The sequence below is a fragment of the Nocardiopsis baichengensis YIM 90130 genome (assembly GCF_000341205.1).
In the GTDB taxonomy this organism is placed as follows: domain Bacteria; phylum Actinomycetota; class Actinomycetes; order Streptosporangiales; family Streptosporangiaceae; genus Nocardiopsis_A; species Nocardiopsis_A halophila.
Genome location: NZ_ANAS01000011.1, coordinates 63578 through 76672 on the forward strand (window position 1 = coordinate 63578; position 13095 = coordinate 76672).

Genomic DNA, 13095 nt, shown 5'->3' on the forward strand with positions numbered 1-13095 from the left:
CGTGTCGGCCCGGGCCTCGGGTGAAGGCGCCGCTCCAGTGGACACGACCGGACCGGCGCGGACCGGACCGGCGCGGTCCCCGGTGCTCATGTCTCGGGCAGGAACGGGCTGGGGGTGCCGTGCCAGGAGACGTAGAGGTGTTCGCGGGCCCGTGTGCAGGCCACGTACAGCAGCGACCGCTGCGCCTCCAGGTCCGCCCGGTGCTGGTTCTCGTCCTGTTCGGCCGGGGTCACGTGGTCCAGCAGCGGCAGTGCCGCCGCGGTGGCTCCGGTGACCGCCACCGCCCGGAACTCCAGGCCCTTGACCCCGTGCATGGTGGCCACCCGCACCGACCCGGCCGCGTCGGTGACCGCCTGCTCGCGCGGGTTGAACGCCGCCGCCGGCAGCGAGCGGGCCCGCAGATGGGCGGCGACCGCGTCGCGCTGCCGGTTGGTGCGGGCGGTCACGCACACGTCCGCCGGGGCGATGCCCTCGGCCAGCCAGCCGCGCACCTGCTCGGCCAGGGCGTCCAGCTCGGCGGGCTCGTCGGCGGCGCCGTGCCGCCGGGGCTCGGGGCCGCTGAGCACGCACCGGTCGGCCCCCTCCGGCTCGGGGGCCGAGCCGCCCAGCTCCTCGGTGGTGCGCCCGGCGACGATGCCGCCCGCCCAGTCCAGGATCTGCCGGGTGGTGCGGTAGTTGACGCGCAGCGGGTAGGAGCGGCCCACCACGTTGATGCCCAGCCGCTTGAAGGAGACCGTGTTGTCGTAGATGCGCTGGCGGTTGTCCCCCGCGATGAACAGGTCGTCCGGCCCCTCCGCTGCGGCGGCCCGCAGCGTGCGCCACTGCATCGGGTGCAGGTCCTGCGCCTCGTCGACCACGACGCTGGTGTAGGGCGCCTCCGACCGCTCGGCCAGGAGGCGGGCGGCCTCGGCGTGCATCTCCTCGGCCGGCAGCGCGCGCCCGGTGCGCATCAGCGCGCGGGCCTCGCTGATGGCGTGCCAGACCGCGCGCCGCTGGTCGGCGGCCAGGGGCGTGCTGCGGCCGCGCCGCGCGTCGGGGTCGAGGTAGCCCTCCAAGGTGGTGATCTGCTGGGCCATCACCACGTGCCGGTACTCCGAGTACAGGAAGTCCGGCGGGTAGGCCAGCCCGTGCTGGCGGGCGATGTTGGCGAACACGCCCCGGGTGTCGGTGCGCAGCCGCATGTCCGGGTGGGCCCGGCGGACCACGTCCAGGGCGAGCTTGTCGATGGTCACCACGTCCACGTCGTCCAGCAGCGGCGGATCCAGCAGCAGCGCCAGGTTGCCCTTGAGCGAGTCCACCAGGGCGTTGGTGAAGCTGGTGAGCAGGATGCGCCCGTCCAGCGGCAGGTGTTCGGCCAGGTGCTTGACCCGGTGCAGGGCGACGACGGTCTTGCCGGTGCCGGGACCGCCGGTGACCTTGGCCGGGCCCCCGAAGCGCGGCCGGTAGGCCAGGTCGCGCTGCTTGGGGTGGAGGAAGACGCGCCAGGCGTTGAACTCCCCGGCGAGCACGTCCTCGATCTCCTGGTCGTCGCCGACCACGATGACCCGTTCGCGGGTGTTGCGGATGGCGGCGTCGTAGTCGTCGGTGGCGACCGCCCCCACACGCGGCCGGCGCGGGGCCACCACCTCCTCCTGCACCCGGCGCACCGGGTGCCCCTCGGCCAGGGCGGACAGCACCTCGAACTGGTCCTGGGGCAGCGCGGGGCGCCAGGCCGCCAGCTCCCGGGCCGAGCCGAGGCTGCGGACGAAGCGGCGGATCTCGGGGTCCACGCCCAGCCGCTCCAGGTCGCCGTCGGAGACGGCGTCGAAGGGGCCGGCCGGCTCCTCGGGGGCGGGCTCCTCGGGGACGGTCTTCTCCAGCGCGGTCGCGTCCCGCCGCTCCAGGGTGCCCATGACGCCGTTGACGTCGTGCCGCTGGTCCCGGGCCCAGCCCTCGGCGGTGTCCCGGGGCAGCAGGTGGACCAGCAGGAACGTCTCGCCGGACTCGGGGGCGAGCATCACCCCGGTCCAGGAGTCGCTGATCCGGAAGGTGCGGATGCGGGGGTCCTGCCCGGCGGGGAGCGAGCGGATGCGCAGGTCGGGGTGGGCGAGCAGGGCGTCCAGGGGGAGCTCCCTGAACATGCGGGTGGCGGCGCGCAGCCGTTCGCGCGTGGGCCGGTCGAGCTTGTCGTACTGGGGCAGACACGTCGCATCGATGGCCAGCTGGGGCATGGGCCTCCTCACATCCGGCGCGCAAGCCACTTGCGTCTCGCCTTACATGCCCGATTCTCGCGGAGGCCTCGGACAAACCGCCCGAGTGGCCCGAAGCGGCCAAGACCGGGCGGCCGTCCGCCGGCCGTCCGCAAATCGCCCGGATGGTGGTCCCCTCAGAACACCAGGTGCACGATCAGCGCGATCAGCGGGATCGACAGGGCCGTGCGCAGGACGAACAGGGCCAGGCAGTCGCGCAGCCGGACGGGCACGTCCAGCTCCAGCAGCAGCGGGATGGTCGCCGAGAAGAACAGCAGCTGGGTCAGCGACAGCACCGCCACGAAGAACTTGGCCTCCACGGCCGCCCCGGTCGCGAACAGCGCGGGCAGGAACATCTCGCTGAGCCCCACCAGGGAGGCCGGGGCCACGACGTCGGCGTCGGGGATGCCCAGCAGGGCGATCACCGGCTCCAGGGGACGGCCGAGCCAGTCGAAGACGGGGGTGTGCTGGGCGGCCAGGACCGCGGCGGTGCCCACCGCCAGGATCGTCGGCAGGATCACCAGTGCCAGGCGCACCCCTTCGGCGAACCCGGTCGCGCACTCGCGGGCCACCCCGCGGGAGGCGCCCGCGCGCTCCACGGCCCGCCGCACCGCCGTGCGCACCAGGGGGCCTTCGGGCTCGGGCTCGGGCTCGGGCCGGGGCTCGGCCGCGTAGGTGTCGGGTTTGCGCGACAGCGGCGGGATGCGCACCAGGACCGCCGCCAGGACCACCGACAGCCCCAGCACCGAGCCCACGATCAGCGGGAAGTAGGGCATCAGGTCCAGGGTGGCCGCCACCACGGCGAAGAAGCCCAGGCTGACACTGCTGAAGCAGGTGGCGATGGTCGCCGACTCCCGCGCGCTGTAGCGCCCCTCCAGGTACATCCGGTTGGTCACGTACAGCCCGATGGAGTAGGAGCCCACGAACGAGGCCAAGGCGTCCAGGGCGCCGCGCCCCGGCACCCGGAACAGCGGGCGCATCACCGGGCGGGCGAGCGTGCCGATGAACTCCAGGCCGCCGTAGGAGACCAGAAGCGTCACGAAGACCGCCCCGATGGGCACGATCACCGCGACCGCCACCACGACGCTGTCGAAGATCATCGGCCCCACGCCTTCGTCGAGGAGGGCGGCCGGCCCGGTGCCGGAGACGACCATCACCGCCACGGCCGCCCCGGCGAGGCGGACGGCGGTGAAGACCCACCCGGTGGCGAAAGGGGACAGGTCGGCCGGCCCGGTGCGCCCCAGTGCGCGCTGCGCCGCCGCGCCCAGGGTGAGCAGGGCCGAGAGGGCGATCATGGCCAGCACCGTGAAGCGCACCAGGGTCGGCGCGCCGTCCCGGATCGCGCTCACCAGCAGGTCGAAGGGGATGGTCCAGGCGCCGTCCACGCGCAGCGGCAGCAGGAAGAAGAACAGCCCGGTGAGGGTGGCCGCGGCGAACCGGACGGCGGCGGTGCGGGGAGGCGCCGCGGCCGGTGCCGCGGACCGGGGGGCGTCTGACATGGGGAGACCTCCGCGACGGGTGTGACGCGGCCCATTGTTCGCCAGGTCACACGCGCCGCCCCGGCCCTCTGGGGCCCCTCCGCCGTCGACGGGCGGGCGCACCTCCGCTGACCTGCACTGATCCGGTCACGGGTGTCCCAAATACCAGACAGGATGTGGCGCGGCCGGTCGGAGCGGGCCGCGCGCGAACCCGGTCGCGGCCCGGCGCATCCGAACCGGTGACCCCGCGAGCGTCCGGCGCCCCGGGGCGGATGCGGGACCCGGTGCGCAGCAGGCGGTCTGAGAGCATCAGGGCGTTGCCCCCGAGGCCGGGAATGAGGAGCAGATGACCGAGCGGCCCACCCCCCAGCCGCCCGCCGCCGGGCCGGTCTCCCGGCGCCGCCTGAGCGCGCACGCCGCCGGATGGGCGGCGTGGGGCTGCCTGTCCATCGCGGCCACGGTCCTGCAGAACGCCCCCGACCTGCTCGACTGGCTGCCCAACGAGGCGATCTGGGGCCTGGTGGTCATCGGCGCCCTGGCCCAGCTCCCCTTCATCGTGCGGGACGTGCGGCGCACCTCGGCGGGGCGGGGCGCACAGCCCTTCTGGCGGGAGGGGCGCGGCGACAACCTGCTGCACCCCGAGCCCCACTTCACCGGCTACGGCGAGCAGCGGCGGCGGCTCCGGCGCCTGTTCCGGGGCTTCCCCCGGCCCGGCCGGCGCGGCCTGGCCGCGCGCCTGCGCCCGTGGCTGCTCCCCGGCCGGCACACCCCGCCGCTGGTCGTGGTGGTCACCGGCGCCCCCGGGACCGGAAAGAGCCAGCTGGCCAACCGGATCGCCCGGGACGTGCAGGACCGCTTCCCCGACGGCTCCCGGTGGGTGGACCTGACCACCGGCACCAGCCCCGACGAGGAGGAGGGCGAGGAGCCGCCCGGCGGTGCGGCGGCCCGCATGCGCCTGCGCGACGTGCTCCCGCGGCGCCTGCGCCGGCTGCCCGGGCGGTCCGGGCCCGACGAGGGGGATCCGGCGGCCGAGCGGGCGGCCGAGTTCGCCGCGGCCGCCGCCTCCTCGCGCCCGCGCACGGTCCCGGACCTGTTGGAGGAGCTGCTCGGCGCCTCCGGCGACAGCCCCCGCGGCCCCCGCCGCCACCTGGAGGAGGCCTGGCGCAGCCGCACCGCCGGGCGGCGCCTGCTCCTGGTGCTGGAGAACGCCCAGGACCCTGCACAGGTCGCGGCGCTGCTGCCGAACAGCCCTTACAGCGCCGTGGTCGTCACCTCCCGCCGCCCCTTCCACGACGTCGGGTTCTCCTATGTCGAAGAGCACCTGGAAGGGCTGACCCAGGACGAGGGCGCCGAACTCCTCGACCGCCAGGTCCCCCTGCCCTCGGACGCCCGGGAGCGCGAGCACGAGCGCGCGCTGCGCCGCACCATCGCCTCCCACTGCCACGGCCTGCCGCTGGCCCTGAAGATGTGCGGCACCCGCCTGGCCTCGCACAGCGGCGAGGACACCGAGGAGCTGCTGGACAAGCTGCGCAGCACCGACGGCACCCCGCTGCTGGGTCCGACCGGGTTCCCGGCCTCCTTCCTGGGGGTGTTCCGGCTCTGCGGCACCGAGGCCGCCCGCCTGCTGCACCGCATGGCCGCCACGGGCATGCGGGAGGTCGCCGACTACGGTGCCGCCGCGCTGCTGGACGCCGACCGGGCCCGCGCCGCCGAGGTCCTGGCCGAGCTGGTGGGGCTGTCCCTGATCGAGCCGATCGGGCGCGCCGACGACGGGGTGCACCGGTACCGGATGCACCAGCTGGTGCACGACACCATGCGCACGCTCGGCCCGGCCGAACTGGGCGTGGACCCCGAGGAGGCGCGCCGGGAGTGGTCGCCCGAGGCGGCCCGGGAGGCCGGGCGGAGGCTGGTGGCCGCCTACACCTGGATGGTCGAGCGCGCCGCCGCCGACCAGCACCGGGTCGACGCGGGCTTCCCCCGGCCGCCGATCGCCGGCGCCGACCCCGGCCCCGGGGACGACGGGGGCCTGGGGCTGGCCGGCCCGGAGCACCCGCCGGCCTGGCTGGACCGGGAGCGCGAGGTCCTGCTCGGCTGCCTGTGGCTGGCCGCCGACGCCGGCCACGCCCGGCTCGGCTGGCGGCTGGCGCGCGCCTTCGCGGTGATGTGCCAGGCCCTGCGCGCCCACTGGGAGGAGTGGGACCAGGCGGTCGAGGCCCAGCTTGCTCTGGCCTACGGGCACGGCGACCTGCACGCCCTGGGCATGGCCCTGCTGGACGCCTCGGAGCTGTCCGGCGCGCGCGGGCAGTACAGACCCGGCGTCGTCTATGCCGAGCGCGCGCTCTACGCCTTCGAGCAGAAGGGTGTGGACGAGCGCTGGCTGGCCCGCGCCCGCCGCGCGCGCGGGGTCTGCCTCCAGCGCTGGGGCGAGCTGGACGGCGCCAAGGAGGAGCTGGAGCGCGCCGAGGCGGTGATGGCCCGGCACGGGGAGCGCTGGTGGCGCGCGCGGACGCTGTACAACCTCGCCGAGCTCAACGCCGACATCGGCAGCCTGGGCCCCGCCTCGGACCTGCTGCGGTGGGCGTGCGACCTCTTCGCCGAGGAGGGCGACACCGGCCAGAGCGACCTGGCCCGGGTCATGCTCTCCGAGGTCCACGCCGATGAAGGCCACCAGCTGCGGGCCTGGTACGAGCTCAGCGAGCTGTGCGCGCGCTTCCGCGCCGAACAGCGGCTCTGGTACGCCGCCCAGTGCCTGCGCGTCCTGGGCGGCCTGGATGAGAAGGCGCTGCGCGCTCAGTGGCGCACGGCCGAGTCGCTGCTCAAGGAGGTGGCCCGGGTCGGCAGGCGGGCGCGGTTCGACGCCGGGGCCCAGCGTGAGGTGCGCGGCGACGGCGCCGCAGCGGTGCTCGGCGGCGCGGTCCAGGACGCGCGGGGCCGCCGCGACCGGATCACCGCCCGGCTCGCCGAACTGCTCGGCGACGAGAACGCGGTCCGCGCCGCGCGCGCGGAGGCCGACCCGGCGGTGCTGCGCCGCACCGCGCGGCGGCTGCGGCGGGCCTGGTCCGCGCGCGGGCGCATGGCCCTGGTGCGCGAGTCGATCGTGCTCATGGAGCGCATGGGCGACGAGTGGGGCGTGCAGCGCGCGCGCCTGACCCTGGGGCGGGTGCTCGTGCGCGCCGGTGCGTTCCCCGACGCCGAGCGCGCCTTCGCGGCCGCGGCCGCCGGATTCGGCGCGCTCAGCCAGGCGGGCCAGCGCTCGGGGGAGCCGGGCGACCTCCGCTGGGAGGCGCGCACCCACCACATCGCCGCCGAGGACCTCTACCACGCGGTCTCCCCGCCCGGCCAGCGGCTGGAGCGCACCGTCCCCCAGCCGCTGGCCGGCGCGCTGCACGACGCCCACCGGCACGCCCGGCAGGCGCTGCGGCTCTACCGCGAGCGGGGCAACAGCGCGGGGGAGACCGCCGTGCTCATCCTGTGCGCCCGCATCATGTGGGTGGACGGCGCCGAGCTGCGGCGGGTGGCCGACGAGCTGGAGGCGGCGGTGCGCCGGGCGGACGAGCACGGGTGGCGGGAGCTGCGGGCCGAGGCCGTGGAGTTCCGCGACCGGATCGCCGCCAAGTATCCCGAGATCGCGCGGCTGTGGCCCATCCACTGAGCCCGGCCCCGGTAGGGTCGCCTTGTGGGAGCAGCGAAGCGGGCGGCACTGGCCGCCGGGAGCGCGGCGGCAGCGGCCCTTGGGCCCACCGCCTGGGCGCACGCGTCGGCGCTGGGGCGCCGGTTCGGCCCCGAGGACGTGCCCGTCCGGCCGGTGGCCCTGGTGCTCGGGGCGGGGATGAAGCCGCATGGGCCCTCCCTGCTGCTGGCGCGGCGGCTCGACCTGGCCGCGCTGCTGCACCGGACGGGTCGGGTGCGCGCCGTCCTGGTCTCAGGCGACAACCGCGAGGCGTCCGGGTGCGAGACCGACGGGATGAGCGCCTACCTGGTGGCCGCGGGCGTTCCTGCGGCCTGCATCGCCGCCGACCCCTACGGCTTCCGCACCTGGGACAGCTTCGTGCGTGCCCGTGACGTCTACGGGATCAACTCCGCCACCGTGGTCACCCAGGGGTTCCACCTGCCGCGCGCGCTCGCGCTGGCCGTGGCGGCCGGCATCGACGCCGTGGGCGTGGGAGACGACAGTTGGCGGGCGCGCCCGCGCGCCACCGCGCTCGGCCATGTGCGCGAGATCGGTGCCAACGCCCGCGCGCTGGGCGACGCCCTGTCCCGTCCCGCCCCGTTCCGCACCTGCTCGCCCCGGGACGACGTGCGGGACGCGCTCCTGGCCGCGGAGGGGCACCGGGTCGCGCCGGAGGTCGGCGGACGGGGATAATCGGCTCCCATGGACGCGAACACCGGCCGGGCGCCGCTTCAGGGAGTGCACGACGTCGACTGGGTGCGGCTGGCGCCGCAGCGGGGCGACGAGATCCCCGGCCTGCTGCAGACCATCGCCGGAGGCGGTACGGACTCCATGGACGCGGTCACCGCGCTCTACGACATCCTGCGCCACCCCGGGCCCGGGTACCTCGCCGCCCCTGAGGCGGCGGGCTTCCTCGCCGACATCGCCTGCCACCCGGACACGGCCGCGCCGGGTGAGGCGCTGAGCCTGCTGTTCGAGCTCGTGGTTCCCGTGCCGCTGGCGGTCGTCCCCCGCTTCTGGGACACCGACCTGTGGCGCGACGAGGTCGCCTGGGCGGTGGCCGCCGCCCCTGAGGAGGCGCGCGAGCAGTACCGCCAGTGGAGCGCCGAGGCCCCCGACGAGCAGGCCTACCGGCGCATGTCCGCGCGCTTCGGCGTGCTGGGCCTGGAAGGCGGGGCCGGGCTGCTCAAGGCCGAGCTGGACACCCGCGCGGCGGTCGCCGAGCGGGCCGAGGCGCTCACCGGGCTCCTGGAGGGCCGGGAGAACCGCCGGGGGATGAACTCGACCGCCGAGTGGGCGGTGTCCATCCTGGCCTTCCTGCCCGAGGCGGCCGAGGGAACGGTCTCCCGGATCCGCACCCGTATGGTCGACCAGGCCCGGCGGGAGGCCCGCCAGTCCGGGACCGGGGTGCGCATGCAGGAGGAGTGGCGCCGCCCGCTGGCCGCGGAGCTGTTCGCCCTGGGGATGCTGGGCGACCCCTCCGACGCCACCGCCACCGTGGCCCTGGTGGAGGAGATGGAGGCCGGCAACCTCTACCGGGCGTTCGCCGCCGCGTGCGCGCTGGCCCTGATCCACGGCGAGCGGGCGCCGGTCCAGGCGCTGGACAAGCTCGGCGAGCTGGGCGGGACCCGGGTGGGCTTCACCGCGCTCTTCGACGACGCCTGGCCGCACCCCGGCGTGGTCGAGCCGGTGGTGCTGGCCTACCTGGCGCTGGGCCGCTGCGGCGACGCGGCGGCGGAGCTGCGGGCGCGGATCCTGCCCGAGGCCTTGGCCAAGGCCGGGCCGTCCGCCGCGGCCGTGGTCGGCGACGCCCTGGAGTCGGTGCTGGGCCCGCGCAGCGGGCCGGCCGACGCCGCCGAGGCCATGGAGAAGGCGCTCGCCGAAGACGGGGGAGGCGAGCCCGACCGGCTGCTGCGGGTGCTGTGGTCCGTGGCCGAGCTGCCGGAGGCCGACTGGGAGGAGCAGGGTGTCGGGGACACGGTCCAGGCCTGGTCCCTGCCCGCCGACCGGGACGCCTTCCGCGACTACGTCGGCGTGGACGACGACGAGGAGGAGGATGCCTCGGAGGCCCAGGACGGAGACGCCGCTCCTGAGGCCGCATCCGGACAGGCCGCCGAAGAGCGCCCCAAGAGTCTGCTGGGCCGCCTCTTCGGGGGCTGACGGGCCGCCGCCTCAGCGGGGCGCGGCCAGCGCCTCCTCCACGTCCGTCTCGGGCGGCCCCGGGAAGACCGGGTCGGGACGGAAGAGGGCCTGGGCGGCCGCCTTGTAGCCGGCCGGGAGCTCCCGAACGTATCCGTAGGCCGTGTCGGAGGGCTTCCGGTCCCCGCTGGGGTCGCCCACGCCCACGGCGTCGATGCCGGCCGCCCGGCACAGCCCCAGCGCGCGCGGCAGGTGGAACTCCTGGGTCACCACGGTGGCCGCCTCGACCCCGAACACCCGGTGCGCCCGCGCGCACGAGTCCCAGGTGCTGAACCCGGCGTAGTCCGCGGCGACCTTGTCCCGCGGCACGCCCACGGCCGCCAGGTAGTCGGCCATCGCGTCGGTCTCGTTGTACCCCTCGCGACTGTTGTCGCCGCTCACCAGGACCGCGTCCACCTTCGACGAGTGGTACAGCTCGGCCGCGATGTCCAGGCGCCGCGACAGCATCGTCCGGGGCCTGCCGTCCTCGTCGAGCCCGGCCCCGAGCACCAGGGCGACCGGCCGTTCGGGGACCTCGTCGGCGCCGCTGCGCAGTCCGGAGGAGGACAGGTGGAACCACGCGAAGGGCAGGGGGAGCAGCACGGCGCAGAGGGCGGCGGCCGCGGCCGCCCAGGCCCGGCGCCGGTTTCCGAGGAGCGGGCCCGGCCCGCGGAATCGACCCATGCCCGGTGCGACGCCCGGGCCCGGGCGTGGGTTCCCCGCCCGGAGTAGGCTCGCGCCCCATGGACGAACTTCCGGCACGGCTGCGTGCGATCGCCGACCTCCAGACCCCTGAGATGCGCGAGGGGGCGGGGCGCCACGAGTACGACGGGACGACCGGCGACATGTCCGGGGAGGGGGTGCGTGCGGGCCTGGCCCGGCTCGGAGGAGAGGCGCTGGAGGACCCGCACGACGAGGCCCATGCCCGGGTGGCCGAGGAGGCGCTGCGCTGCCTCTACGGGGAGCTGGAGGTCCACCGCTCCAACCCCCTGGTCCACCTCGGCGAGCTCGACCTGGCCGGATACGACCGCGGGTACGCGTCCGAGGAGGAGCGGCGCCGGGCGCGCCTGGACCAGCTCAAGGCCTGGCCGGACGCGGCGGGCAGGGCCGTGGAGACCCTCGACCGGCTGAACGCCCCGATCGCCGAGGCGCTCCTGCCCGCTGCGCGCGGGCTCGCCGAAGGGGTCCCCGCCGACGCCCCCGAGGGGGTGCGCCGACCCGCGCTCGATGCGCACGCCGCCCTCGTCGCCCACCTGGAGAAGGCCGCGCGCGACGGCGACCCCGACGCCACCCTGGGCGGGCCGGCGCTGGCCCGCCTCATGGGCGCGTGCGACGGGGCCGAGGTGGACCTGGGCCGCCTGGCCGAGCGCGCCGACGCCGAACGCGACCGCCTCATGGAGCGCCTGGCCGATTCCGTCTCCCGCATCGCCCCCGGCCGGCCCCCGCTGGAGGCCGCGCGGGAGCTCGTGCGCGACCACCCCGGCCCCGAGGGCGTGCTGGAGGAGGCGCGCACCTGGACGCGGCTGGCGGTGGACTTCACCCGGGAGCGCGGCCTGGCCCCCTACAACGACGGCAGGGTGCGGGTCTCGGCGGCGCCGGAGTCGCGGCGCTGGTCGACGGCGATGATGGCCTGGCCGGGTCCCGCCGAGGACGACGGGGACTCGCACTACTACATCACCCCGCCCGACCCGGCGTGGCCGGAGCAGGACCGGGAGGAGTGGCTGGAGATGTTCAGCGCCACCACCCTGCCCGCGGTCTGCGTGCACGAGGTCGCCCCCGGCCACCACTCGCACGGCCGCGCCCTGCGGCGCGCGCCCGGACCCGTCCGCAGGAGCTTCTTCTCCGCCGCGTTCATCGAGGGATGGGCGCACTACGCCGAGGAGCTGTGCGTGGAGGAGGGCTTCGGGCCCTATGCGCAGGAACGCATCGCCGAGGAGCGTGCCCTCGGGGAGCCGGACGGCCGGGAAAGGTTCACCGCGGCGCACTTCGAGACCGGTGTGTGGGTGGAGGCGCTCATCCGTGTCACCCGCCTGGCCGTGGCGATCGGTGTGCACACCGGGGAGATGACGGTCCAGGACGCGGCGCGCCGCTTCGCCTCCGACACGCCGCTGGCCGGCCCCGCCGCCCACTCCGAGGCGCGGAGGGCGGTCTTCGACCCCACGTACGGCCGCTACACCTGGGGCAAGCTGGAGATCCAGGCGCTGCGCGAGCGCGCCCGCGAGCGGTGGGCGGAGGGCTTCACCCTGCAGCGCTTCCACGCGGCCCTGCTCGACCTGGGGGCGCCGCCCCTGGGGCTGATGGGGACCGCCCTCGAACGGGGCTGACCGCCTCGCTCAAGGGTCGGCTCAGGCGGAGGTGTCCGAGCCGGAAGACCCCGTGCCGGAGGGGCCGCCGGGGTTCCGGCGGCCCTTCTCGCCCACGCGCAGGCCCCGCACCGCGTCGTAGGTCGTCTCCAGGGCCGAGCGGCTGTCGGCGTAGCGCAGCTGGGCCAGGCCGACGAACAGGCAGTCCACGACGGTGAGCTGGGCGAGCCGACTGGCGGTCGCCCCGGAGCGGAAGGTGGTCTCCCGGGCGGCCGTGGTCAGCACGTGGTCGGCGTAGGAGCAGATGGGGCTGCGCGGGAAGTTGGTGACGGCCACCGTGGCCGCCCCGCGCCCGCGCGCCTCGGCCAGGGCGTTGACCGTCTCGATGGTGGCGCCGCTGTGTGAGACGCCGACCGCAACGTCGCCCGGGCGCAGCACCGCGGCGCTGGTCAGCATCACATGGCTGTCCGACCAGGCGAACGAGGCCAGGCCGATGCGGTGCAGCTTCTGCTGCAGGTCGGCGCCGACGAAGGCGCTGGCGCCCACCCCGTAGATGTCGATCCTCCGGGCCGCGTCCATGGCCGCCACGACGGCCTGCAGCACATCGGCGTCCAGCTGGGCCCCGGTCTCCTCCACCGCGCGCGCGTCGGTGTAGGCGATCTTCTGCACCACGGTGACCAGGGTGTCGTCGGGGTCGATGTCGCCCACCGGCGCGCGCCCGCTCATCCCTGCGCCGCGCGCCTGCCCCGCCTCGGAGGCCAGGGCCAGCCGCAGCTCGCGGTAGCCCGACAGGTCGATGGTCCGGCAGAAGCGGATCACGGTCGCCTCGGAGGTGGAGCAGTCCCGGGCCAGCTGGGTGATGGAGGAGGCGGCCACGCCCTCGGGGTCGTCGATGATGCGCCGGGCCACCCGCTGCTCGGCCGGCGGCAGGGAGGGCAGCAGCGCCCGCACCCGGAGCACGGTGCCGGGGGCCGGCGCGCCGTCGCGCGCGCCGCTGTCCGGGGGGTTCGCCGAGTTCGCCATCGCAGGAAGTCTCGTGCCGTCTCAGGTCGGAGTCAATCTCGGGGGCGGTGCGGCGCCGACGCGGCGGGAGGCGGCGGGGAACCGCCGTGAACGAGGACGGGTGCCGGGACGGATTGCGCGCCGCGGTCGCCGCCCGGCACTGTAGGGGGCATAGACGGATCCCACAACGCCCGGAGCGGCGCGAGCGGTGGGAGGGGCGGGACCTCCGCAGAGGA

8 protein-coding genes are annotated in these 13095 nt (G+C 76.0%); 4 read left to right on the forward strand and 4 right to left on the reverse strand.

Going from position 1 to position 13095, the window contains the following annotated elements; genetic code table 11:
- Window positions 1–86: 86 nt before the first annotated feature.
- Both C892_RS0110795 and C892_RS0110800 read right to left on the reverse strand, forming a co-directional pair.
- Complete coding sequence (locus C892_RS0110795; RefSeq protein WP_017557192.1) at window positions 87–2210, reverse strand: UvrD-helicase domain-containing protein; 2124 nt, start codon at window positions 2208–2210, stop codon at window positions 87–89.
- Between the two features lie 155 nt (window positions 2211–2365).
- Window positions 2366–3727, reverse strand: coding sequence for a YjiH family protein (locus tag C892_RS0110800; RefSeq protein WP_017557193.1), 1362 nt, complete (start codon window positions 3725–3727; stop codon window positions 2366–2368).
- Between the two features lie 325 nt (window positions 3728–4052).
- Between C892_RS0110800 and C892_RS0110805 the strand changes: the two genes are divergently transcribed.
- Genes C892_RS0110805 through C892_RS0110815 form a run of 3 tightly spaced genes read left to right on the forward strand, consistent with a single transcriptional unit; the run spans window position 4053 to window position 9536 of the window.
- Window positions 4053–7358 (forward strand): NB-ARC domain-containing protein, encoded by a 3306-nt coding sequence (locus tag C892_RS0110805; RefSeq protein WP_026124290.1) that lies wholly within the window; start codon window positions 4053–4055, stop codon window positions 7356–7358.
- A gap of 24 nt (window positions 7359–7382) precedes the next feature.
- Window positions 7383–8069 carry a SanA/YdcF family protein gene (locus tag C892_RS0110810; RefSeq protein WP_026124291.1) on the forward strand — a complete coding sequence of 229 codons (687 nt, stop codon included), beginning with the start codon at window positions 7383–7385 and terminating at the stop codon, window positions 8067–8069.
- A 9-nt stretch (window positions 8070–8078) separates the two neighbouring features.
- Complete coding sequence (locus C892_RS0110815; protein WP_017557195.1) at window positions 8079–9536, forward strand: hypothetical protein; 1458 nt, start codon at window positions 8079–8081, stop codon at window positions 9534–9536.
- A 12-nt stretch (window positions 9537–9548) separates the two neighbouring features.
- Here C892_RS0110815 and C892_RS0110820 read toward each other — a convergent pair whose 3' ends face one another.
- Entirely contained in the window at window positions 9549–10238 is a 690-nt protein-coding gene (locus tag C892_RS0110820) for a SanA/YdcF family protein (protein WP_017557196.1), read from the reverse strand.
- 59 nt (window positions 10239–10297) lie between these two features.
- Here C892_RS0110820 and C892_RS0110825 point away from each other — a divergent pair, with 59 nt between their 5' ends.
- Complete coding sequence (locus C892_RS0110825; protein ID WP_017557197.1) at window positions 10298–11878, forward strand: DUF885 family protein; 1581 nt, start codon at window positions 10298–10300, stop codon at window positions 11876–11878.
- A 21-nt stretch (window positions 11879–11899) separates the two neighbouring features.
- Here C892_RS0110825 and C892_RS0110830 read toward each other — a convergent pair whose 3' ends face one another.
- A complete protein-coding gene (locus C892_RS0110830; protein WP_017557198.1) occupies window positions 11900–12880 on the reverse strand; it encodes a MurR/RpiR family transcriptional regulator in 981 nt (326 codons plus the stop codon).
- Window positions 12881–13095 lie beyond the last annotated feature (215 nt).

What these genes read in the sequence shown, in the direction of transcription:
- C892_RS0110805 (WP_026124290.1), top strand. Translation starts at nt 4,053, where the DNA reads ATGACCGAGCGGCCCACCCCCCAGCCGCCCGCCGCCGGGCCGGTCTCC.
- C892_RS0110825 (WP_017557197.1), top strand. Translation starts at nt 10,298, where the DNA reads ATGGACGAACTTCCGGCACGGCTGCGTGCGATCGCCGACCTCCAGACC.
- C892_RS0110820 (WP_017557196.1), bottom strand. Translation starts at nt 10,238, where the DNA reads ATGGGTCGATTCCGCGGGCCGGGCCCGCTCCTCGGAAACCGGCGCCGG.
- C892_RS0110815 (WP_017557195.1), top strand. Translation starts at nt 8,079, where the DNA reads ATGGACGCGAACACCGGCCGGGCGCCGCTTCAGGGAGTGCACGACGTC.
- C892_RS0110830 (WP_017557198.1), bottom strand. Translation starts at nt 12,880, where the DNA reads ATGGCGAACTCGGCGAACCCCCCGGACAGCGGCGCGCGCGACGGCGCG.
- C892_RS0110800 (WP_017557193.1), bottom strand. Translation starts at nt 3,727, where the DNA reads ATGTCAGACGCCCCCCGGTCCGCGGCACCGGCCGCGGCGCCTCCCCGC.
- C892_RS0110795 (WP_017557192.1), bottom strand. Translation starts at nt 2,210, where the DNA reads ATGCCCCAGCTGGCCATCGATGCGACGTGTCTGCCCCAGTACGACAAG.